18 protein-coding genes and 1 pseudogene are annotated in these 23,450 nt (G+C 64.0%); 8 read left to right on the top strand and 11 right to left on the bottom strand.

The window, feature by feature from the left end; translation table 11 throughout:
* The first annotated feature begins 3 nt into the window (after positions 1-3).
* The 3 genes from fixJ to X268_RS07735 all read left to right on the top strand — a co-directional run bounded on the left by fixJ (position 4) and on the right by X268_RS07735 (position 1,883).
* On the top strand, positions 4-621 hold the full coding sequence (gene fixJ / locus X268_RS07745; RefSeq protein ID WP_128924376.1) for a response regulator FixJ: 618 nt from the start codon (positions 4-6) through the stop codon (positions 619-621).
* Positions 622-664: 43 nt separating this feature from the next.
* Positions 665-1,081: a response regulator transcription factor gene (locus tag X268_RS07740; RefSeq protein WP_128924375.1), complete on the top strand. Its 417-nt coding sequence runs from the start codon at positions 665-667 to the stop codon at positions 1,079-1,081.
* Positions 1,082-1,184: 103 nt separating this feature from the next.
* On the top strand, positions 1,185-1,883 hold the full coding sequence (locus X268_RS07735; RefSeq protein WP_164937605.1) for a helix-turn-helix domain-containing protein: 699 nt from the start codon (positions 1,185-1,187) through the stop codon (positions 1,881-1,883).
* 64 nt (positions 1,884-1,947) lie between these two features.
* On the opposite strand, the gene X268_RS07730 is transcribed toward X268_RS07735, so the two are convergent.
* Genes X268_RS07730 through X268_RS07715 form a run of 4 tightly spaced genes read right to left on the bottom strand, consistent with a single transcriptional unit; the run spans position 1,948 to position 7,837 of the window.
* Positions 1,948-3,234 (bottom strand): MFS transporter, encoded by a 1,287-nt coding sequence (locus X268_RS07730; RefSeq protein ID WP_128924373.1) that lies wholly within the window; start codon positions 3,232-3,234, stop codon positions 1,948-1,950.
* A gap of 23 nt (positions 3,235-3,257) precedes the next feature.
* Positions 3,258-3,791 (bottom strand): PRC-barrel domain-containing protein, encoded by a 534-nt coding sequence (locus X268_RS07725; protein ID WP_164937604.1) that lies wholly within the window; start codon positions 3,789-3,791, stop codon positions 3,258-3,260.
* Between the two features lie 19 nt (positions 3,792-3,810).
* On the bottom strand, positions 3,811-6,015 hold the full coding sequence (locus X268_RS07720; protein ID WP_128924372.1) for an amylo-alpha-1,6-glucosidase: 2,205 nt from the start codon (positions 6,013-6,015) through the stop codon (positions 3,811-3,813).
* A gap of 58 nt (positions 6,016-6,073) precedes the next feature.
* Positions 6,074-7,837 carry an ABC transporter ATP-binding protein gene (locus X268_RS07715; RefSeq protein ID WP_128924371.1) on the bottom strand — a complete coding sequence of 588 codons (1,764 nt, stop codon included), beginning with the start codon at positions 7,835-7,837 and terminating at the stop codon, positions 6,074-6,076.
* Between the two features lie 274 nt (positions 7,838-8,111).
* Here X268_RS07715 and X268_RS07710 point away from each other — a divergent pair, with 274 nt between their 5' ends.
* A complete protein-coding gene (locus X268_RS07710; protein ID WP_128924370.1) occupies positions 8,112-9,182 on the top strand; it encodes a glycosyltransferase family 4 protein in 1,071 nt (356 codons plus the stop codon).
* A gap of 180 nt (positions 9,183-9,362) precedes the next feature.
* On the opposite strand, the gene X268_RS07705 is transcribed toward X268_RS07710, so the two are convergent.
* From X268_RS07705 to X268_RS07690, 5 genes and pseudogenes are all read right to left on the bottom strand, one after another.
* A complete protein-coding gene (locus X268_RS07705) occupies positions 9,363-11,291 on the bottom strand; it encodes an alkyl/aryl-sulfatase (RefSeq protein ID WP_128924369.1) in 1,929 nt (642 codons plus the stop codon).
* Between the two features lie 192 nt (positions 11,292-11,483).
* Positions 11,484-12,764 (bottom strand): TRAP transporter large permease, encoded by a 1,281-nt coding sequence (locus X268_RS40695; protein ID WP_245477932.1) that lies wholly within the window; start codon positions 12,762-12,764, stop codon positions 11,484-11,486.
* 222 nt (positions 12,765-12,986) lie between these two features.
* Positions 12,987-13,460, bottom strand: a pseudogene (locus X268_RS40690) (TRAP transporter small permease); the annotation flags it as partial.
* 154 nt (positions 13,461-13,614) lie between these two features.
* Positions 13,615-14,616 (bottom strand): DctP family TRAP transporter solute-binding subunit, encoded by a 1,002-nt coding sequence (locus tag X268_RS07695; RefSeq protein ID WP_128924367.1) that lies wholly within the window; start codon positions 14,614-14,616, stop codon positions 13,615-13,617.
* Between the two features lie 194 nt (positions 14,617-14,810).
* On the bottom strand, positions 14,811-15,581 hold the full coding sequence (locus X268_RS07690) for a methyltransferase domain-containing protein (protein WP_128924366.1): 771 nt from the start codon (positions 15,579-15,581) through the stop codon (positions 14,811-14,813).
* A 147-nt stretch (positions 15,582-15,728) separates the two neighbouring features.
* Between X268_RS07690 and X268_RS07685 the strand changes: the two genes are divergently transcribed.
* Positions 15,729-16,472 carry an SDR family NAD(P)-dependent oxidoreductase gene (locus tag X268_RS07685; RefSeq protein WP_128929187.1) on the top strand — a complete coding sequence of 248 codons (744 nt, stop codon included), beginning with the start codon at positions 15,729-15,731 and terminating at the stop codon, positions 16,470-16,472.
* Positions 16,473-16,608: 136 nt separating this feature from the next.
* On the opposite strand, the gene X268_RS07680 is transcribed toward X268_RS07685, so the two are convergent.
* Complete coding sequence (locus tag X268_RS07680) at positions 16,609-19,884, bottom strand: AIDA repeat-containing protein (RefSeq protein WP_128924365.1); 3,276 nt, start codon at positions 19,882-19,884, stop codon at positions 16,609-16,611.
* 123 nt (positions 19,885-20,007) lie between these two features.
* Between X268_RS07680 and X268_RS07675 the strand changes: the two genes are divergently transcribed.
* The 3 genes from X268_RS07675 to X268_RS07665 are packed head-to-tail and all read left to right on the top strand — an operon-like array spanning position 20,008 to position 22,321.
* Complete coding sequence (locus X268_RS07675; protein WP_208764429.1) at positions 20,008-20,304, top strand: hypothetical protein; 297 nt, start codon at positions 20,008-20,010, stop codon at positions 20,302-20,304.
* Between the two features lie 59 nt (positions 20,305-20,363).
* Entirely contained in the window at positions 20,364-21,095 is a 732-nt protein-coding gene (locus tag X268_RS07670; RefSeq protein WP_128924364.1) for a hemerythrin domain-containing protein, read from the top strand.
* 44 nt (positions 21,096-21,139) lie between these two features.
* Positions 21,140-22,321, top strand: a complete 1,182-nt coding sequence (locus tag X268_RS07665; RefSeq protein ID WP_128924363.1) for an MFS transporter — start codon at positions 21,140-21,142, stop codon at positions 22,319-22,321.
* A gap of 78 nt (positions 22,322-22,399) precedes the next feature.
* Here the strand turns inward: X268_RS07665 and X268_RS07660 are convergent, their stop codons facing one another.
* Positions 22,400-23,374: an ABC transporter substrate-binding protein gene (locus X268_RS07660; RefSeq protein ID WP_128924362.1), complete on the bottom strand. Its 975-nt coding sequence runs from the start codon at positions 23,372-23,374 to the stop codon at positions 22,400-22,402.
* Positions 23,375-23,450 lie beyond the last annotated feature (76 nt).

Genomic DNA, 23,450 nt, shown 5'->3' with positions numbered 1-23,450 from the left:
TTCATGACGACCAAGGGACATGTCTACGTCATAGACGACGACGCGGCGATGCGCGATTCGCTGAATTTCCTGCTGGATTCCGCCGGCTTCGGCGTCACGCTGTTCGACGACGCCCTCGCCTTTCTCGATGCCCTGCCCCGCCTCGATTTCGGCTGCGTCGTCTCCGACGTGCGCATGCCCGGCCTCGACGGGATCGAGCTCTTGAAGCGGATGAAGGCGCAGCAAAGCACGTTCCCGATCCTGATCATGACTGGTCATGGCGATGTGCCGCTCGCGGTCGAGGCGATGAAGCTCGGAGCCGTCGATTTCCTGGAAAAGCCGTTCGATGACGACCGTCTCACCGCCATGATCGAGTCGGCGATCCGTCAGGCCGAGCCCGCCGCCAAGAATGAAGCCGTGGCACACGACATCGCCGCCCGCGTCGCGTCCCTCAGTCCCAGGGAGCGCCAGGTCATGGAAGGGCTGATCGCGGGCCTCTCCAACAAGCTGATCGCCCGAGAATACGACATCAGCCCGCGCACCATCGAGGTCTACCGGGCCAACGTCATGACCAAGATGCAGGCGAGCAGTCTCTCGGAACTGGTCAGGCTGGCGATGCGAGCCGGCATGCTCAAGGATTGAGCCAGGTCAAGGCACCTTGCCGGCGCCGTGCTAACCAGACAGCATGATCGAGGTCAGCTCACATCGTGCGCGGCCGGCGTCCCCCGCACAACTCACCGTCTTTGTGGTCGATGATGATGCCGCCGTCCTGGGGTCCCTGCGGTTCCTGCTGGAGGCCGACGGCTTTGCCGTGCGAACCTTCAGGAGCGGCACGGCGCTGCTCAACGTCGGCGGCGCGCCCGGGCCGGACTGCTATGTCATCGACTACAAGATGCCTGACATCAACGGCATCGAGTTGGCCGGCCAATTGCGCAAATCCGACCGCGACGCGCCCGTGATCCTGATCACCGGCTATCCCGACGAGAACATCTCGGCCCGGGCCACGACGGCGGGCATCAAAGACGTGGTTTTGAAGCCGCTTCTCGACGAAAATCTGGTCAAGTGCATCCGCCACGCCATCCAGGACCGCCCCCAGGCCTGACCTACGGGATTCTACGTAAGGCGACCCCCTTAAGATATCGCTCGAAATTTTCGAAGCCCCGGATACCGCGTACCAATGCGCCATCACAACGGAGATGGCGCAGATGCTGACCCAGACGCTCAACACCCAGGCGATCAACACCCAGATCATCGGCAAGATTGCCCCTGCCCACCCCGTTACCGACCAGTTCGGCGCCATCACGGGCTATGTCGGCCTCGTCGCCACGGAGTTCTCCTACCGCAAGGACGAGGAGATCTATGGCGAGGACGAGCCGGCCGAATATGTCTACCAGGTCGTCTCCGGCGCGGTGAGCAGCTACAAGCTCCTGTCCGACGGCCGTCGCCAGATCGGCGCCTTCCATCTTCCCGGCGACGTGTTCGGCCTCGAATCCGGTCCGGTTCATCGCCTTGCCGCCGAAGCCATCATCGACACCACGGTGCGCCTCGTGAAGCGCGCGAGCCTCGAGAAGGCTGCCGGCACCGACGTCCAGGTCGCCCGCAAGCTCTGGGCGATGACCGCCTCCGAGCTGCGTCATGCCGAGGACCACATGCTGCTGCTGGGCCGCAAGACCGCGATGGAGCGCGTTGCGACCTTCCTGCTTGAAATGGACCGCCGCCTTACCGTTGCCGGCATGATGGCGCTGCCGATGTGCCGCCGCGACATCGGCGATTATCTCGGCCTCACGCTCGAAACCGTGTCGCGCGCACTGTCGCAGCTTCACGCCCAGGGCATTCTCGGCTTCTCCGGCGCTCGCCAGATCGTGCTGCGCAATCGCCAGCGCCTGCAGCATCTCGACGCCTGATCGGTTTCTCCCCCGTGACTTGGCCGGCCGAGCTCGCTTCGGCCGGCTTTTTCTTTTGCCGCGATCATGCCGTGCGCCGGGTCTCCGGCATCACGAAAAGGATCAGCAGTAGCCCGGTCGCGGCAACGCCGGACAGCCCGATGAAGGCGGTGGCGTTGCCGAACTTGTCGCTGACATAGCCTCCGAGCACCGTGCTCAGCGACGCGCCGATGCCGGTCGCGGTGCCGACGATGCCCTGCGCCAGGTTGAAATGGCCGCTGCCGAAGGCGACGTCGGCCACGATCAGCGGAATCATCACGGCGAACACCGCCGCGGTGATGCCGTCAAACACTTGCACGAGCACCAGGAGATACGGATCGCGCACGGTCGCAAACAGCAGGCCGCGGATCGCCAGCGCGCCGAATCCGATCAGCAGCAGCGGCCGCCGGCCCCACGCTTGCGCCTTGCACCCGACCGTCGGCGACAGCAACGCCACGATCGCCTGCGGAACGACGATGCAAAAGGCGACCAGCACCGTCGCCCATTGGGCGGACCGCGCCGTCACTGCGCTTGCCATCAGCGGCATCATCGAGGCGTTGGCGAGCTGCAACAGCAGCACGCTGAGGGCGAAAACGATCAGCGGGCGTTGCCGGATCAGATGCCAGATGTTGGTGTCGGCGCGGTCGGCCGCTTCGGGCGGCATCTCGCCGTGACAACGCCTGATATCGACCTCGTGCTCGCGAATCCGCGAGAGCGCGATCAGGGTCGGGATTGCGAGCAGGAAGGTCACCAGGAACACCGAGCGGCTCGACAGCAGATAGCCCGCGGTCCCCATCACCGCCGCCGCGACGCCGTTACCGAGCGAGGCGAACCGCGCGTTGCGGCGGAGCCGCTCGCCGATCGCCAGCGGGCCGACGAGGCCGAGGCTGATCGCCGCGATGGCGGGGCCCAGCACGCAGCTCGCCATCGCATGCAGGGTGGCGGCCGTGACCACCACCGGGAAGATCGGCATCGCGGCATAGGCGAGCGCGCAAGCACCGATGGTCGCGATCGCGAGCGCGGCGCCCAGCCGCTCCGATTTCGCGGCATCGATGATCGCCCCGCCCGGCATCTGCCCGATCAACGCGACGATGCCGCCGATCGACAGCACGAGGCCGATCTCGACTTGGGTCCATTTCTGGGTGGTCAGATAGACCGCGATGAACGGTCCGAACCCAGTCTGCACGTCGGCGAGGAAGAAGATGAACCAGTCGAGGCCACGCAGGCTCTGGCGCGACGGCGCCGGGATGCCAGTGACCGACGTCGCGGCGACGTTGTCCTGTTCAACGCGGCCATCGCGATCTGCATGCTTCGGCTTCCTCGACAACAGCACAGGCGGTCAGCCCTCCCCGCACCTCACTGGATCGCTTGCAGCGGTTGAAGGCTGCCGGACGCACCGAGCACGACGATCGGCGTGTCCTCCTTGTATTCCGGCGCGGCGGCGACCTGCGCCTTGGTCAATTCCAGCGTGATGCTGTCCTTCTTGTTGGCGATCTTGCCGAAGCGCAGCGCATTCCAGTCCACCACGATCTTGCGGCTGCCGACGCCGAGAAATCCGCCGAAATCGATGGCCGCGGCGCGGACATGGCCGGCGCGATCGACGATGACGTCGACGATACGGCCCATGTCCTCGCCGGCCGCGCTGCGCACGTCGCGGCCGAGCACGCCGTGGGCCTCGCTGGCGCCGATGATGGTCACCGACGGCGGGGGCGCTGCATCCTTCGGCGTCACCGGAACGGTCGAGGCGGGCGGCTGGGCCGTCGCCGGCGCGTTCGCTTCACTTGGAGGTGTCGTTGGCGCGACGGGCGGCTCCTCCGCCGCGCGTGATACGGCGACCGTCAATCCCGCGACGATCGCCACGCTCAGAGCCGACCATCCGGCGGTACGCATGAAACACCTCCTCGCGCGTTTAGCGCGCCAACACGATCGAGACCTGGATCTGGCCGCGCGTGCGCATCACCTCCAGCGCCACGTCATCGCCGTGACGGCTGACGCGAAGATCGACGCTGGATTCGCCGAGGTGCAGATCGCGCAGGATCACTTCGTTGAGAAACGCGGGCAGATGCGGGTTGCGCAGGCGAATCTCGCCGCGGGCCACGTCGAATTCGAGGCCGAGCGCCGCTTCCAGCAGCGTGAACGGCGTCGCGCTGGCCCAGGCCTGCGGTGCGCAGGCGACCGGATAGAGCGTCGGGCCTCGCCGCTTCTCGCGCCGGAAACCGCAGAACAATTCGGGCAGCCGGCGCAGGTCCATGTAGGTCGCCGCGTCGAACAGCCCCTTGAAGACATGTGCCACCGAGTGCTTGAGGCCGTAGCGCGCCAGCCCGAGCGCGATCAGCGCATTGTCGTGCGGCCAGATCGACCCGTCATGGTAGGACATCGGGTTGTAGCGTACCTCGCCCTGCGCGACGGTGCGGATTCCCCAGCCCGAGAAGAAGTGCGGCCGCATCAGGTCGGCGGCGACGAGGCGGGCGCGGGCCTCCCGGATCATGCCGCTGAACAGGACCTGACCGGCATTCGAGGTCCGAACCTTGCACGGCCGCTTCTTGCCGTCGAGAGCGAGCGCATAGGTGCCGAGCTCCTCGCACCAGAACGCCTTCTCGAAGCGCTCCGCCAGCGCCCTGGCGTCGGCCTCGAGCTTGCGCACACGCTCCGGCTTGCGGAGCCGCAGCGCGCAACGGGCGGCGAGCTGCTTGGCGGCGTAGACGTAGCCCTGGACTTCGGCGAGCGCGATGTTGCCTTCCGCGAGCTGGCCGTCGGCGTGGAAGATCGCGTCGTAGGAGTCTTTCCAGCCCTGGTTGGCCAGCCCCATCTCGGTCGCGCGCTGATATTCGACGAACCCGTCCTGGTCGGGATCGCCGGGGCCGTCGATCCAGGCCAGCCCCGCCTCGATCGCCGGCCATAGCTCGATCAGAGTCTTCTCGTCGCCGGTCCGTTCGAAATAGCTCCCGGCGAGCAACACGAACAGCGCGGTCGAATCGACGCTGCCGTAATATTGCGCGAACGGCACCTCGCGCAGCGCCGCCATCTCTCCCCCGCGCATCTCATGCAGGATCTTGCCGGGCGCGGCGTCCGCAAGCGGATCGACCACCTTGGCCTGGAAATGCGCGAGACGCCTCAGCACGCCCTTGGCGACGCGCGGATCGACCCACAGCATCTGGAGCGCGGTGATCAGGCCGTCACGGCCGAACGTCGTCGAGTACCAGGGAATGCCGGCATAGGGATAACGTCCCTGCGGCGTCTCCGTCATCAGCATGTTGAGGTCGGCCATGGCCTGGCACAGCACCTCGTTGAAGATGTTGTTGGAGGTCTCGATGCTGGCTGCGCCCTTGGTCGAGTTGCGCATCTCGCGGCGATGGGCGAGCAAACCCCTGAAGAAGCGCACGGGCTTCTCCGTGGCCGGCCGATTGCAGGATACGGCCACGAACAGGGATTTCGATTCGTGAGGATCCAGCTCGAGCTGCCAGGTCGCGGCATTGACCGACAGCCGCGTCGGGCGCGGGTCGAAATGCAGGCTCGTGGTGCGCTCGGTGTCATCGAGACCGCGATATTCGAACAGCACGTCGGTCGGCCCGAGCAATTTGCTGGTGCCGGTCCCGCGGCGCGGGCGGCGCTCGCCGCGAACCTCGAACAGGTCGGCAAAGTCGTTGTCGAACAGCAGCGTCAGCTCGAAGGTGGCCCGTTCCTCGCCGTGGTTCTGCACGCCGATGCGCTGATAGGCCGTGCCGCGCCACAGGAAGATCGTGCGCACGATGTGCAGCAGGTCCTTCTGAAACACCAGCCGGCCCTGACGGTAGATGTCCGGATTGGTCAGGTCGACGGTCAGTGCCGAATTGTCGTCGCGCAGGTTGGAGCCGAGCAGCAGCGGCTGGAGATCGTCGAGCACGAGCTCCAGCCGCGCCAGATAGCGCGTATCGTAGTGAAACAGGCCGTCCGGCCCGCCGGCGGAGGCGCCGATGTCGCCATGGCTGTCGAGCACGATGAACATGTCGTCGTGCTTGAGGGAGCGCCGCGGTCGTGCCGCGGGCCCGGTCATCGGGATGTAGAACGTCTGCTCCGCGACCGCGTCCACCGTCTGCGACACGGAGATGATCTGGGTTACGGCTTCGGTTGCCATGAGCTGCTCCCCTGCGCCTTGTTTCGAAACGCAACCAACGCGAACGCGACTGTTGGGTTTACGCGGCGACCTTCGGGAGCCGACTCATTTCCTGCGTCACCAGCTCCCGGTAGGGACCGTGGCCCTGCATCAGGCGGTCGGGCGCACCGTCCTCGATGATCTTGCCGTTCTTCAGCACCACCACGCGGTCGAAATTGCGCAGCGTCGCCAGCCGATGCGCGATCGCGATCACGGTGCGGCCCCGCATCAGGCGGGAGAGTGCCTCGCGGATCGCTTCCTCGGACTCGCTGTCGAGCGCCGCGGTGGCCTCGTCCAGCAGCAGGATCGGCGCGTCCTTCAGGAAGGCGCGCGCGATCGCGATGCGCTGGCGCTGGCCGCCGGACATCTTGACGCCGCGGTCACCGACCATGGTGTCGAGGCCTTCGGGCAAGCTCTCGACGAAGTCGCAGCGCGCCGCAATCGCCGCGCGCAACACCTCGTCGTCGGTCGCGTTCGGGCGGCCGTAGCGGATGTTCTCGCGGATCGAGCGGTGAAACAACGAAATGTCCTGCGGCACGACCGAGATCGCCTCGCGCAGGCTCTGCTGCGTCACCATGGAGATGTCCTGGCCGTCGATGGTGATGCTGCCTTCGTCGGTATCGTAGAAGCGCTGCAGCAGCGTGAACAACGTCGACTTGCCGCCGCCGGACTGGCCGACCAGGCCGACGCGCTGGCCGGGCTGAAGCCGCAGGCTGAACCGCTCGAAGATCTTGTCGCCGCCGGGATAGCCGAAGGTGACGTTGTTGAATGCGATCGCCGCGCCGCTCTTCACCAGCGGCTCCGCCTCGGGGTGATCGCGCAATTCGTGTGGCACCAAAAGCGTGGCGATCGCCTCGGTCAACCGCGCGACGTGCTGGGTGACGTCGACCAGCGCCACCGCGAGATCGCGCGTCGCGCTCAGGATGGAGATGCCGAGCGTACAAACCAGCACGACGTCGCCGGTGGTCGCTTCGCCCTTCTGCCAGAGCGTGATGGCCCAGGCCATCAGCGCGATCGTCAAAACCACGGTGATGGCGGCATGCAACAGCCGCAGCTTTTCCAGATAGCGCAGGCTGCGGCTTCGCGCGGTCAGCTCCCGGTTCACCGTCGCGTCGAACCGCTCGTGCTCGTGGCCGATGCCGCAGAAGGCACGGACCAGCGGCATGTTGCTAATGACGTCGATCATCTCGCCGTCGACCGCGGCCGCCTTGTCGGCGAAATCGTCGTGAAGCGGCTTGCCGGCGGCGGCGAGGCGGAACATCGCGATCACCATACCCCCCGCGATCACGGTCAGGCCGAGCGCCATGTAAGGGCTCACCGTTCCGATCAGCGCGATGGCGGCAACCGTGGCGATGCAAGGCGGCAACACGTTCCAGACGAACATGTTCTCGACCGTGAACACCGCGTTCGACGTCGCCGTGATGCGGCTCGTCAGCATTCCCGGCATCCGGTCCGAGAAATAGCTCGGCGCGTGCCCGGTGAGATGACGAAATATGTCACGTCGTAAATCACCCGTGACCCGGACAAAGGTGAAGCTCGCTGTCCAGCTGGCGATCCGCCACAGGAAGTTGTCGGCGGCGATCAGCGACATGAGCAAAATGAATGCCAGCCATACGCCACCGCCATGCAAGGGTCCCGCAGACAGGGCGTCGACGAGGGATTTAACCCCGTACTGTGTGCCTACCGAGCAGGCAACGGCCCCGACGACCGCAGCCAGGATCACCAGATGCGATGCCATTCGCATCCGAAGATAGCGCAAGACAAAGGCAAATGGCCTGCGCGCATATCCAGAAAGATGATCCATTTAGCTATCGCCCCGTCCTGAGGATTTTCAATTTTGTCTTAGCGCTGTGAACATCGACCGCGTCGCCCGGGTTCCCAGCTCTCGTGATCACGACATGCGGATGCGGACGATCTGCGAAGATGTAGTGGCAACATCGCGACGCTGCCCCGACGTGTCGAATATGTAACGTTTGGGAGAAGGAACTTCGCAGGTGCGGGAACGTTCCCTCGTCTGGCATTGCCGGTGCCGTACAGGCGGGGGGTTCAACATTCATGATCGCAGAGGAGATGGCGAGATGCGCATCGCGCAGGTAGCTCCGTTGACGGAGGCTGTTCCACCCAAGCTGTATGGCGGCACCGAGCGGGTGGTGCATTGGTTGACGGAAGAGCTGGTGGCCCTGGGACACGATGTGACGCTGTTCGCCAGCGGCGACTCGCAGACCTCGGCGAAGCTGGATGCGTTATGGCCGCGGGCGCTTCGGCTCGACGGTTCCGTGCGCGACCCCAACGCGCTGCATATGGTCCTCCTCGAGCGCGTGCGGCAGAAATGTGACGATGAGGAATTCGACTTCCTGCACTTCCATCTCGACTATTATCCCTGGTCGCTGTTCCACCGGCAGCCGACGCCGTTCCTGACCACGCTGCATGGCCGGCTCGACCTGCCGGAGCATCAGCCGGTCTTCAACACCTTCTCCAAGATGCCGGTCATCTCGATCTCCAATGCGCAGCGGCGGCCGGTGCCGCAGGCAAACTGGGTGACGACGATTCACCACGGCCTGCCGGAGAACCTGCTGACGCCGAAGCCGGCGAAGCAGGAATACCTCGCCGTGCTCGGCCGCATCGCGCCGGAGAAAGGCGTCGACCGCGCCATCAAGATCGCGACCCATTGCGGCATCCCGCTGAAGATCGCCGCCAAGGTCGATCGCGCCGATCAGGATTACTATGACGAGCTGATCAGGCCGATGATCGAGAACAATCCGCTGGTGGAGTTCATCGGCGAGATCAGCGATCACGAGAAGTCGGATTTCCTGAGCGGCGCGCTCGGGCTTCTGCTGCCGATCGACTGGCCGGAGCCGTTCGGCCTCGTGATGATCGAAGCCATGGCGTGCGGAACGCCGGTCGTCGCCTTCAACCGCGGCTCGGTGCCGGAGATCATCGACGAGGGGCTGACCGGCTTCGTGGTCGAGGACGTGATTAGTGCGGCGGGCGTGGTGAAACGTCTGCCGCAACTCGACCGCTCCGCGATCCGCAGGCAGTTCGAGAAGCGCTTCACGGCGCGGCGCATGGCACTGGACTATCTCGCGGCCTATCGCACGCTGACCGAGGCGCAGGCGCCGCGGATCAAGCTGGTGAGCAGCGCGGAGTAGATATCGCTCTCACCACCTCAAGGCACACTGTCATGCCCCGGCTTGACCGGGGCATCTAGTACGCCGCCGCCCATCCGCTCAATCACTGCCGTCTCGGAGTACTGGATCGCCCGGTCAAGCCGGGCGATGACAGCGAATGTGGAGCGCACTGAAGGCAAAACGCGGCGCGCCGCACTCCGCCTAAACCACCACCGCCCGCTTCGGCTCGACGATCTCGAACATGCGCGGGAATTCGTCCATCAGCCCCATCAGCTCGGCAAGCTTCATCGGATTGCCCGACAGCTTGATCTTGCCGGCGGCAACCGCCTCCGGAAAGCTCGTCAGCTTGGCGATCACCTCGTCGAGCGTTGACCGCTCCAGCGTGAAGCCGGCATCGGCACCCTCGGCCAGCACGCCCTCGGTGTAGGTGAGCGCGCAATTCTCCAGATTGAGCACGAAGGTCTCGCCGGTGTCGGAAAAGCGCCAGTTCAAGACGATGTGTTTGCCTTCCGCCTTGGGACCGTTGAGGCGGATGCCTAGCACATCCCAGAGCTGAGAGGTGCGCAGCGCGGCCAGCGTCTCGCGGGGCATCGGGGGACGGGCCGGCACTTGCGGCATGCCATGGCGCAACTCCTGCGCGCCGAACAGATACGCGTTGCGCCAGGTCGCGCTCTCAGCGGCGTAGCCGAGCTGCTCCAGCGTGTCGGCGAGCAGACCCCGCGCCGCCGCATTGTCAGGCTCGGCAAAGACGAGATGGCCGAGCGCCTGGGCGACGAAACGAAACTCGCCCTTGTCGAAATCGGTGCGCGCACGCGCCAGGATCGCGTCCGCCCCGCCCATATACTCGACATATTTCCTGCCCGACTCCACCGGCGGCAGCGGATCGAGATTGACCGGATTGGCGTCGTACCAGCCGAGATATTTCTGGTAGATCGCCTTCACATTGTGCCGGATGTGGCCGTAATAGCCGCGACCGTGCCAGGCGCCTTCCAGACTCTTCGGTAACTGGATCGTCTCGGCGATCTCGGCTGCGGTGAGGCCGTGGTTCATCAGGCGGATGGTCTGGTCATGCGCGAATTTGTAGAGATCGCGCTGCTGCCGGATCATCGTGCCGATGCGCTCGCGCCCCCCCACCGGCCAGTGATGCTGGCCGCACATCGCTTCCGCCTTGCCGTCCCAGAGCCACAAGGCCTCGCCCAGATATTTCGACCAGGCCAGCGCGTCGCGCACGTCGGCGCCGCGGAACGGCAGCAGATTGTGGAAATTGTGCGTGCAGTTCTCGGCGAGGTTCAACAGCTTGTAGCGCGGGATGAAGAAGTGCATCTCCGCCGGCGCTTCGCTGTTCGGCGCCATCTGGAATTCGAATTCGACGCCGTCGATGACGCGCGTATCGCCGGTCGCCATGATCAGGTCGGTGGGGCGCAGCAGCGCAACCGAGCCTGCCGCCATCGACTTGCCGAGCCCGCAATCGACCTGCCCCCGCGCCCCCTTGGCGAGCAGCGGCCCGAATTGGTATTGCGCCCGGCGCAGCATGGCCGGCCCCGCGATGATGTTCTCGGAGACGGCGTGCTCCATGAACAGGTTCGGCGCGATGATGGGCACGCGCCCGGTGGCGAGCGCGTCCTCCTCCAGCGCGCCGCGCGCGCCGCCCCAATGGTCGGTGTGCGTATGCGTGAAAATCACCGCCGCAACCGGTTTCAGCCCCCGATGGCTGAAATAGAGATCGAGCGCCGCGCGCGCGCCTTCGATCGAGGTCAGGGTGTCGACGACGATGACGCCGTTGTCACCCTCGATCAGCGTCATGTTGGCGATGTCGAGCCCGCGCACCTGGTAGACGCCGGGCACGACCTCGAACAGGCCATGCTGCATGTTGAGCCGCGACTGCCGCCACAGGCTCGGATTGACCGTGGACGGCGCCTCGCCAGCGGACAGGAAGCCGTAGGGCTTCAGGCTCCACACCGACCGCCCCCGCGGGTTCGCGATCGTCGCGTCTTCGATCGTGCCGAGGAAGCCGCGGGCGGCATCGTCGAAATCCCGCGTATCGGAAAACGGTAGCGCGTTCAGCATGGCATCATGCTGCGCGATGACGGATGGCGTGGCGTCCTTCGGCTCGTTGCTGCGTTCGATCATGCTTGCTCCTCCCGGGACGGTGTTCTCTTCCCTTCTCCCCTTGTGGGAGAAGGTGGCGCGAAGCGCCGGATGAGGGGTATGTCTCCGCTCGCAAGACTGTTCATGAGGAAAGAACCCCTCACCCGGCTTCGCTTTGCGAAGCCACCCTCTCCCACAAGGGGAGAGGGTACACCGTTCGTGCCTTTCGCGCTGCTACATCCCCAGCAGCCTCGGCAGCCACAGCGACAGCCCCGGCCAATACGTCACCACCACGAGGAAGCCCAGCATGGTCAGCAGCCATGGCCAGACCGCGACGGTAAGCTCGGTGATCCCCATCTTGGCGATGCCCGAGGCGACGTAGAGATTGAGCCCGACGGGCGGATGGCAGAGGCCGACCTCCATGTTGACCGTCATCAGGATGCCGAAATGGATCGGGTCGATGCCGAGCTTGACTGCGACCGGAAACAGGATCGGCGCCATGATCAGGATGATCGAGGACGGCTCCATCACGTTGCCCGCGAGCAGCAGCAGGACGTTGACAAGCAACAGGAAGCCGATCCACCCCAAGCCCTGGTCGATCATCCATTGCGCGAGCGCCTGCGGCACGTTCTCGTAGGTCATCAGGAACGAGAACAGCACAGCGTTGGTGATGATGTAGAGCAGCATCGCCGAGAGGTTCGCCGACGACAGCAGCACCCGCGGCACGTCGCGTAGCTTCAGATCCTTGTAGATGAACACCGCGACGATGAAGGCGTAGACCGCGCTGACGGCGGCGGCTTCGGTCGGCGTGAAAAGGCCGCTATAGATGCCGCCGATCACGATCACGATCAGCAGGATGCCCCAGATCGACTTGCGGAATGCGTCGAGACGCTGGAGGAAGGTGGCCTTCGGCATCCGCGGATAGTCGTTGCGCCAGGCGCGATAGAACGTCGTGGCGCCGAGCAGCGATGCCAGCACCAAGCCCGGCACGATGCCGGCGATGAAGAGCTTGCCGACCGAGCTGTTGGTCGAGACGGCGTAGAGCACCATGGGGATCGACGGCGGAATGAGAATTCCGAGCGAGCCCGACGTCGTGATGACGCCCGCTCCGAACCGCTTCGGGAAGCCTTGCGCGACCATCGCCGGCAAGATCACCGAGCCGATCGCCACCACCGTCGCCGGCGAGGAGCCGGAGATCGCCGCAAACAGCGCGCAGGCGACCACGCCCGACAGCGCGAGGCCGCCGTACCAATGGCCGACCAGCGAGGTCGCGAAGGTGATCATCCGGCGCGCCACCCCGCCATGGGTCAGGAAATTGCCGGCGAGGATGAAGAACGGGATCGCCATGATCTCGAAATTCTCGATGCCGGTGAACAGCTTCAGCGCCACCGATTCCGTTCGCACGTCGGTCAGCGTGAACATGAAGCTGAGCACGGTCAGACCGAGCGCGATCGAGATCGGCATGCCCGTGAGCATCAGGGAGAGCAGCAGCGCGAACACGATGATGACGCGCAGGCCCTGCGGCAGCGTGATGACGTGGCCGGCATGCGCGAAGCACACGGCGACGATCAGCACCGGCAGCAGCATCAGGATCCAGCCGAGCGGGCTGCGCTCGTCCCGGACCACCTGGGTGGGCGTGACCGGTGCCGGATGCACCGGGTCCACATCGACGCCCTCGACGCCGGCCATGTCGTGATGCGGCAGCTCCCCGGTGTGGTAGAACGACCAGGCGACCTGCAGGAAGCGGAAGCACATCAGGCCCGAGCCGAGCGGGATGGTGAGATAGACCATCCACATCGGTGCTTCCAGATCGTTGGACTGCTGCCCGGTCTGCCACATCTGGCTGACGAACGCGGCGCCGAAATAGGCGACGATTGCCGTGAAAAGCGCGCCGCACAACAGCCCGAAGGTGATGACGCGCCGGCGCGATCCGCCGGGAAGGATGTTGACCAGCACGTCGACGCCGACATGGATGCCGGTCCGCACGCCGTAAGCGGCGCCGAACTTCGCCATCCATATGAACATGTAGATGCAGAGCTCCTGCGCCCAGGACAGATCGAGAGCGGCAAGCCAGGTGAATGTCGCGCGCGCCGGAACGGCCAGGAAGGCCAGATTGCGAGCTTCCGCCCATTTGGCGATGTCGATCGACAGTCCGGCGCCGTAACGGTGCAGCACGGCGACGAAGATGAGCGACGTCGCAGCCGCGATCATCGTCGCGATCAGCCACTCCTCGAGGTGATCGAGAAAACGGTTCAGCACACGCAGCAACTTGGTCCCCCCAGCATCGGCTCGTCAATCAAGAGCGAAACGGCCGGGAGCGCGATCACCCCCGACCGTTGGTATTGTTCTTGTTAGGGCGCGGCCGTCAGTTCATCTTGACGTCGAGTTCCTTGGCGACGAGATCGAGCACCTCCTGCCCGACCCTGCCCTTTGCCCACTTATAAGTCGGCTGCATCGCCTCCTGCCAGGCCTTGCGGTCGGCGTCGGTGAGGTAGTGCAGATTGGTCTTGCCCGTCTTCTTGATCTCGGCCAGGGCGTCCTCGTTCTCCTGGCGCGCGATCGAGTTGGTGTAGTCGGTCGCCTCCGCCATCGCCTTGTCGAGCTGGGCGCGGATATCGGGCGGCAGCCCCGACCAGAACTTCGAATTCACGATGACGGCATATTGCAGATGGGCGTGGTAGGACACGGTGATGTCCTTCTGCACCTCGTAGAACTTCTGCGTCAGATAGTTGGACGCGGTGTTCTCGCAGCCGTCGACCACGCCGGTCTGCAGTGCCTGGTAAACTTCCGAGAACGCCATGATCTGAGGGATCGAGCCCATGATGCGCAGATATTGGTCGGCGACCTTCGATCCGGAGATGCGGAACTTGAGCCCCTGGAAATCGGTCGGCTTCAGCAAGGGACGGTTGGCGGAAAGCATGTGGAAGCCGTTGTCCCAATAGGCAAGCCCGGTGATGCCCTTGGCCTCGAGCTTCTGGAACAGCCACTTGCCGACCGTGCCTTTCATCGCGCTGGAATAGGTCGCATCGTCCTTGAACAGCCAGGGCAAGTCGAGCGCCTCGAATTCCTTGATGCCGAGCGGGGCGAATTTCGCGGTGGAGGGCGCGAGCATCTGCACCGAGCCGAGCTGCAGCGCCTCGATCTCCTCCTTGTCCTTGTAGAGCGTGGAGTTCGGGTAGACTTCGACCTTCACCTTGCCGTCGGTGTACTTCTCGGCGAGCTCCTTGAACTTCAGCGCGCCCTTGCCCTTCGGGGTGTCGTTGGCGACGACGTGACTGAACTTGATGACGATCGGATTTTGGGCCTGCGCAATGGCAGGAGCCAGAGCGAGCGCGGCTGCCGCGACCGCAAAGAGCAGTTTGCGCATGAAGACCTCCCAACAACCTCGAAAACCGGCTTATTTTTGTTTTGCAGGTCAGTAGTGGCAGCAATCTGCAAGCCGAACAACTAGACCTAAGCCCAATCTTGCCGCAGCCAAGCTATCTCGACGCGTGCGGGATGCGCAACCCGGCACCCGCGCGCCCAGCGGAACGAGTGCTTATGTCGCATTGCGGCAACGCATCAGCCCTTCCGCTGGGCAACCATGAACAGACGGCGGAACGGGAACAGGGTCTGTCCCGCCGCATTCTTCGGATAGGCCTTCGCAACGCGCATCCCATAGGCGGCCTCGAACGCGATCTTCTCCTCGCCCGCGAGCACGTCGAGATAGCGCGTCAGCCAGGTCCCCTTGGTCCATTCCTTGACCGGATTCTCGCCTTCGAGCACCTGCAGATATTCGGTCTCCCAGATGTCGATGTCGGCCGACATCGGCGCGAGAAGATCGTGATAGAAGGCCGGCCCTTCGACCGGCGGCGGCGTGACGAGATGCTCGACCTTCGACCGCCACGGACCATCGAGCGCGGTCTCGCCGATCAGCACATGCGATGGCGCCAGGAAGTTGCGCGGCATCTGCACCGCAAGCATACCGCTAGGCTTCACCTTCTCCATCACTGATGGAAACAGTGCCGCGTGATTGGGCAGCCAGTGCAGTGCGGCATTGGAATAGATCAGATCGTATTGCCGGTCGGGACGCCAATAGCCGAGGTCCTCGTGGGACCATTCCACATCGGGTGCGGCCTTGCGCCCGGCCGCGACCATCTCGGCGGAGCCCTCGACGCCGGTGACGCTCGCAGCCGGCCAGCGCTCCTTGAGCAGTTTGGTGACGTTGCCGGCGCCGGCGCCGAGATCGGCGATCTCGCGCGGGCCGAAATCCGGAATCCGCATCAAGAGGTCGACGGCGGGCCGGAGCCGGTGGCCGGAGAATTTCAGATATTGCTGCGGATCCCAGACCATCGCTCAGGCGCCTTTTTCTTTTTCGTGTTTCCTTCAACGTCGCTCTTGGTTACCACTGCTCGTCCCGCCCAGGCAATTCGCAAGGTCCGCGGGACCGGCAGGAAACGAACAGCAATTCGCAAGAACGAAACAAGAGAGCGTGTGACCATGGACCTCGGGCTCAAATCGAAAACAGCTGTTGTCACCGGCGCAAGCATCGGCATCGGCCGCGCCATCGCCAAGGGCCTCGCCGCCGAAGGCGTGCGCGTGGTCGGCGTGGCGCGGCGCACCGACCTGCTTGCCGAGCTGGCGAAAGAGGTCGGTGGCGGGCTGATCACGCCATTCGAGCAGGACGTTATGGCCAAGGACGCGGCGGAGCGGATCGCCGCTTTCGCACTCAAGGAGCTCGGCCATGTCGACATCCTCATCAACAATGCCGGCGGCAGCCGCCCCTTGCCGGTCGATGCGCCCGACAGCAAATGGGACGAGGCGATCGCGCTGAATTTCACCAGTTACCGCCGCATCGCGCATGCGCTGCTGCCGCAGATGATCGAACGCAAATGGGGCCGCATCGTCAACATCACCGGCAAGTCCGAGCCCGAAGGCCTCAACGCGGCGTTCGCCGCCAAGGCCGCCGTGCACGCCTGGGCCAAGGGCCTATCGCGCGAGATCGGCGAGCACGGCATCACCATCAACTGCATCCCGCCCGGCCGCATCATGAGCGAGCAGATCCGCCGCAACTATCCGCCGGACTATCGCGAGCGCTTTGCGGAGGAAGAGATCCCGGTCGGCTATTGGGGCGAGCCGGAGGATCTGGCCGCGCTCGCGGTGTTCTTGGCCTCGCCGGTGGCGCGGTACATCACAGGGACCGTGATCCCGGTGGATGGGGGACTGCGAAGGTATCAGTTCTAGGGAGGATGGTGATCCCGGCTTCGCAAATGCTCTACCAAAGCCTACGCCCTGGCGTGTCGCCGATCGGGCAACGCCCGCCTGGGAGCGAACGAGCCTGTCTGGTGCTGTCGCAATGACGTTGCAAGGAAACTGAGGTCTACACGATCACAAAGTTCGATTCGTGCAATTGGCTGATTGCGGTATCGACGAAATCGATAGACCCCGCGTTAGGCGCACTGCCCAGGGCCAACATGGTCCCACCATGGCCATCGCTCTTGAGTGCGCTCATGATATCGGCGACGGAGTGGTAATTGCCTGCGCCGTTTGCAAAATCGATGACACCGAGCGCATCATGACCAAATCCGGAAATCGTATCGATTTGGTTGCCGGAATTGACGATGATGGTGAGACCCGTGCTGTGATCAACGATGTTGACATGGGCCGGGCCATTGATGATCGCCTGGTTGCCGAACCCAACAAAGTTGAACTGATCTGATCCACCATTGGCGGTCACAACGTCCAGGCCAATCTGGTTTGTCACGGTCGCTTCAGATCCATTGAGCGTCACGTGATTGGCGACGCCACCGAGCGTGATCGTATCGTGACCCGGGCCGGCAACGACGTTATCCAATCCATTGCCGGCAATGATCGTGTTCGTTCCGGAACCGACGGTGATCTGGTTGACCATCCCGTCGAGGTCAACGGTGTTGTTGCCATCGCCGAGCGTGACGCTGTTGGCGCCACCTCCGCCCGTGACAACGTCATTACCATTTCCGAGCACGACCTTGTTGCCAAACCCGGACAGCGTCACCTGGTCGTTGCCATTGCCGGCCGTTGTTGTACTCGCGCCGTCTCCCGGATGAACGATATCCTCGCCGTTGCCGAGCGTGATGATGTTGCCGTAGCCGCTGGCGTCAATCGTGTCGTTGCCATCGGCGAGCGTGATCGTGGTGGCGCCTGTCGACCCCTTCACCGTGACATTGCCGTCACCGCCGGTGACGCGGTTGTCGAAGCCCTCCAGATAGATGCTGCTGTCGCCACTTGGCACATCAACCGTGCCGTACAATCCGGCGTAGATCGCGTCGTTGCCGCCATTGCCGTGGATGATATTGAACATGCCATGGGCGTGGATGACGTCGTTGCCCGTCGTACCCTCGATGATCGCATAACCGGATGACGGGCCGTCGATCGTCGTAGGACCGGTCTGATGCGTGTCCGCTGTCAGCAAAATGCCGCCGGCGCCGTCCTTTGTGATGCCGAAATGCGTGACTGACGTATCCGCCAGCGTGAAGGTCTCGCTCGCCGTGCCGTTGCTGACCGTGAGCGTCGAGCCGGACACGGTCGCCGTTGCAACGCTTGTATAGGACAGCCCGGAAAGGTCGATCTGGTCACCGAGCGCAATGCCTTTGATCGCGCTTGCGAAGGTTGATGGGCCCGAGACCAGCGTCTGCTCGATCTTGAGCGTGCCCTGGCCGGCAAAAGTGATCACATCGTCAGCGATCGCGCCTGCCTTGAGGTCGAGCATGCCGCCGGCGATCGTGGTCGCGCCGACAATGCCACCCGCTTCGACGAGTTCTGTGGCGCCACGATCAATCGTCGTAGCGTTGGCGGTGCCTTGAGCGAGCACATCAAGCGTGCCGCCGTTCAACGTCGTGGAGGTGACGATGCCGCCGTCCGAGACGGCGACGCTGCCTGAGTTGAGGATTGTTCCGCTCGCCTCGCTGGCGTCGACCGCCGGTGCGCTTGGGTCGTTGGTTACGGGATCCGGTATCGATCCTGAAACTGTCATCGCTCCGCCGTCGATCGTGGCATTCTTGGCGATCCCCGCCCCCGTCAGATGCAATTGGCCGCCGCTGTCGACATCAGCCGAATCGAACTCACTTCTGATGACGGTGGCGTAATAGCCCCCAGGCGAATAATAGACGGTCTCTCCCGAAGCGTTGACGACACCGCCCGATTTGACGATGGTGCTGCTGGCAATGCCGCCGTTGGTGAGATTCTGGACGCCGCCGGCATTGACGGTGGTTGATGAGACGATTCCCGTGTCGACGTCTTGCTCACCGCCATTGTTGACGCTGGTGTGATCGGCCCGTCCTGGTCCCGGCGCATCATGGATGTAAAGGCCGGCGACATGCTGAACGCCGCCCATGTTGATCGTGGTGTAGCTCGCGGTGGCGAGAAGCTCGACATCCTGCTCACCGCCATTGATGACGGTGTTGGTCGCGGAACCTCCCTCTCCGAAGGTACCGACGATTTGCTTGCCCCCCGCCAATACCGTCGTGTTCGTGGCCGCGCCGATCACCTTGTACGTGACGCCATTCGCTACCGTGAAGCCGTCTACCGCGTAGTCATAGTCGACAACAAACGTTGCGCCACTCTGGAAGGTGGTATTGGAGAACGTCGCGCCACCTTCAAGCATGAGCGTTCCGCCTGCGGAGACAATGCTGTTCTCAAGAATGCCGCCGTTCAAAACGGTCAACGTCACCCCATTCGCCACCGTAAATCCGTTTTCAATCGTACCGTCGCCGATCTCGAAGGTGCTGCCGGCGTTGAAAACCGTCCCCGAAAAACTGGCATTACCGAGTACGATGAAAACGCCACCTTGATTGACGGTCGTGTTGGTCGCCGTCGCGCCGGCGGATAGTTGCATCGTTCCTAAATTGATTGTCGTTCCGGTCGCTGTACCACCTGCATCCACATTCAGCGTAGCGAAGATTTGGAGGATCGTGCCGGATGCCGATGCGCCGTTGGATATCGTCAAGGTCCCACCATTTTCGATGGTAGTGCCGATCGCCATGCTGGCGTCGACGGCCGGCTGGCCCGGAACGTTGGCGAACGGATCCGGTATCGACCCCGAGACCGTCATGACGCCGCCATGAACGACCGTATTCACCGCGGTCCCGCCGCCGGTGACGTCGAATTCGCCCTGGTAGTTGATGGTGGCACCGGTCGCTACGCTTCGGATCACTGGTTCCGGATACACGGGTGCCGTTTCGACAGTCTCTCCCGAAACTTTGAGAACTCCGCCGGACTTGACAATGGTGCCGCTGGCGCTGCCTCCATTGGTCACGTTCTGGACGCCGCCGGAATTGACCGTCGTCGCCGTTGCGATTCCGGTGTCGACGTCCTGCTCGCCGCCATCGATGGAGGTGTGATCAGCCCGGCCGGGGGATGGTCCCTCATGGACATATGCGCCGGTGACGCGCTGGACGCCCTGGTAGATGGTCGTATAGCTGGCGAGGCCATTGAAGACGACGTCCTGCTCTCCGCCAAAAATGTTCGTGTTGGTTGCCGTACTTGTCGTGGAGGAGCCGCCGACTGTCTGCGAACCGCCGGTCAGGATCCACGTGCTATCGACGGAAGCGCCGTAGCTGACATCCATCGTGTCGCCATCGCGGAGCGTGACTCCACTGGCGGGAGGAATAACCGTCATATGAATGCTCCGCGTTTGGTTCCTGGAAAAATCAAACGAGCAAAGCAAAGATCATTCGAAGGTTATTCAACCTGAGACTGCTGGAGTTGAGGATGACTGTCAAGCGACCGTTGTGCCTACTTCATGTTTCACAAAGCCAGCCTGACCAGCAGCGCCAGGGACAACATGAAGCGACAGGAGCTCGGCCAGGCCGAAAGACCCCTGGTGTCGGAGGTCGTGAAGACCGTCGAGAGCCAGGCCAGCGACGACCTGCTCCGCAAGGACATCGGCATACGCGACGTCAACACCGTCTGGCTCGCCGGGCTGCGGAAGAAGATTCCGGGCCACGATATCTGGATGAGCAACAGTCTGAGCGTCACAGCTAGGAGCGGGGCTGCTTCAGACCTCGTGATTGGAACGCGGCTTTCCGTTGCACGTTGACGCCGTCTCGCCGGAGACCGGCGAAGCCATATCAGCACCGCAATTCGGGAGTGTCGGCCATGGAAGTCATCGTGCCAGACAAGCGCCGTCGGCTTTTGCTCGGAACCGCGCTGGCGACCGTCGCAGCGCCGGCCATTCTCACCAGGCGGGCGCTGGCCGATGAGCGGGGCATCGGCGAGACGTTGAAGAAAGCGGTCACGGGAAAGAAGGACGAGGACGTCACGCCACCCGAGGACCTGATGCGCGAGCACGGCGTGCTCGATCGCGTGCTGCTGCTCTATGAGGCCGGCATGCGGAAGCTTTCGTCCAACGCGGATTTCGACCCTGCGCTGATCACGCAATCGGCCGAGATCATTCGCGATTTCATCAACAACTACCATGAGAAGTCCGAGGAGCAGCACGTCTTCCCGCGATTCAAGAAGGCCGGGAAGATGACCGATCTCGTGGACGTCCTGCTGCGCCAGCACGAGGCCGGCCGCAAGGTGACGGAGACGATCCTGTTGCTTGCGCCCAGGAGCCGGACCGACGCCGATGACCGCAAGCAGCTTGTCGGCTCGATGCAATCTTTCATCACGATGTACCGGCCGCACGCCGCGCGGGAGGATACCGACCTCTTCCCAAAGCTGAAGGACGTGGTCTCGCCGAGCGAATACGACGCCATGGCCGAGGAATTCGAGAAGAAGGAGCACGAGATGTTCGGGGAGGACGGCTTCGAGAAGATGGCCGCCCGCGTGGCCCGACTCGAGCAGCAGATGGGCATTGACGACCTGAACCAATTCACGCCGCGTTGACCGGCCGCACGCCGCGTCTGCGCGAGGATGGTGGAGGATTGCGAATGGTGCAGTCCCGCAAGACAGGTGGCTTCGGCTCTCCGGCGTTTCTCTTCGTGATGACGACGGGCATCGTCAACCTGTTCGGCGACATTACCTACGAAGGCGGCGCCAGCATCAACGGGCCATTCATGGCCTCGCTCGGCGCGAGTGCGGCCATCGTCAGCGCCACCGCGGGGCTTGGCGAGTTTCTCGGCTACGCCCTGCGCCTTCCCGCCGGTTACGCCGCGGACCGGACCGGCCGCTATTGGCTCATCACGTTCGTCGGCTACGTCATCAACCTCTTCGCGGTGCCGGCCATGGCACTCGCCGGAAGCTGGCAGGTCGCGGCCGCCCTCATCCTGGCCGAGCGCATCGGGCGCGCGCTCCGCAAGCCCACGGTCGAGGCGATGCTCTCCTACACGACGGCCGAGCTCGGCAAGGGCTGGGTATATGCGCTGAACACCGCGCTGGACGAGTTCGGCGCGACCCTCGGTCCGCTCATCATCGCCGCGGTGCTTTTGCTGAAAGGAGACTTCCGGACCGGTTACGCCCTCTTGGCGATCTCGGCCGCGGCGGCGCTCGTCGCGTTGGTGGTCGCACGGGTGAACTTCCCGCTGCCGTCAAGCCTCGATCGAGGCGGGACGGCTCCGGCAAAGGACTTCGGCAGGGCCTATTGGCTCTATATGCTGGCCGGCGCGATGTTCGCCGCGGGGCTGATGAGCTTCGAGCTCATCTCCTACCATCTGACCAAGGCCGGGATCGCGTCCGACCAGTGGATCCCCGTGATGCTCGCGGCCTCGACCGCTTTCGGCGTGCTGGCGAACCTGGCCTTCGGAAAGGCTTACGACCGGACCGGACTTCCGGTGGTGATCGCCGCGGTATGCGTCTCGGCCGCATTCTCGCCCTTCGTGTTTCTCGGCGGCTTCTGGCTGGTCCTGTTCGGAATGCTGCTCTGGGGCGTCGGCTACGCGATCCAGGACACGCTGCTCAAGGCGATCGTCGCCGAGGTGCTGCCTGAAGGAAAGCGCAACTTCGCTTTCGGGCTGTACTACGCGGGCTACGGCGTCGGCTGGCTCGTTGGCAGCATCGTGGCGGGCCTGCTGTACGAAAATTCGCGGGGCGGGCTGATCGCATTCTCGATCCTCGCTCAACTTGCTTCGGTGCCCGTCTTCCTGCTGGCGAAACGGCAGGAACGCGCACGCTGACCGATCGTCCGTGGATCTTGCAGATCCTCCACACATTCTGCGAGACAGGTCCGCCCTGGCGCGAGCGCAAGCGGCGCGTCAGTCCATCACTTGATCGGCACCGATCAGAAAACTCTCAGGGATTATCAGGCCGAGCGCCTTGGCCGCCTTCAAGTTGATGGTCAGCAGGAATTTGGTGGGCCGCTCGACCGGCAGCTCGGACGGCTGCGCTCCCTTCAAGATCCGGTCGACATAGGCCGCGGTGCGCCTCACCATCACGTTGACGTCGGGACCGTAGGACATCAGCCCGCCGCCGGAGGCCCAGGCGCCCCAACCGCCGATCAGCGGCAACCGGCGCTCGTCTGCATAGCCGACGATGCGCGGCATCAGGTTGATCATCAGCGTCGAGGTGACGATGTAGACCGAATCGACCTGGGCTGCGGTGGCCTTGTCGAGAGCGGGCGCAAGCTCGTCGACCGTTCGGACCGGCAGCGACAGCAGCCTCACTCCCAATTGCTGGGCCGCCCCTTGCGTATCTTCGAGCTCATTGTCGAGATGGTTGGGATTCCACAGGAACGCAACATGGGAGATGCGCGGCACGGCCTCCTTCAGGAGCTGCAGCCGCTTCGATCCGAGTTCGTCATGCAGGAACGTCACGCCGGTCGCATTGCGTTGCGGCCGGCTCAGGCTCGCCACCAGGCCGAGCTTGACGGGGTCGGCACTGACCGAGAACACGATCGGCAGGTTCTTCGCTGCATCCCGCACATAGGGCGCGATATCGCCTCCGAAAGCCATCATGATGGTGGGCTTGGTCCCAGCAAGCTCGGCCGCGAGAGCGGCGAGCCGCTGCCCGTCATTGTCGGCGTGACGATAGTCGTAGGAGATCGTCTTCCCCTCCGCATAGCCGAGCGCGCTCATGCCTGCGAGAAACGGCTCAAGGGTCTCGTCGCTCGACGGCCCTCCGTAACGGAGGATACCAAGCCGGGGCGGCGGTCCGCCGCGTGTCTGGGCGCTCGCCTCGCGCCATAACAGCGTCGCCGCCGCGCCTCCCAAAACGACTGCCCGCCTTTTCACTGACGTCTCCTGCTTTGACGACGATCGTTATCCTGTAGCCTCGGGGAGCGGCATCGCGATCGGCCGATGCTCAGGA

Origin of the sequence: Bradyrhizobium guangxiense (genome assembly GCF_004114915.1) — a bacterium.
Lineage (GTDB): Bacteria > Pseudomonadota > Alphaproteobacteria > Rhizobiales > Xanthobacteraceae > Bradyrhizobium > Bradyrhizobium guangxiense.
This window is presented reverse-complemented; position numbering and strand designations above follow the sequence as displayed.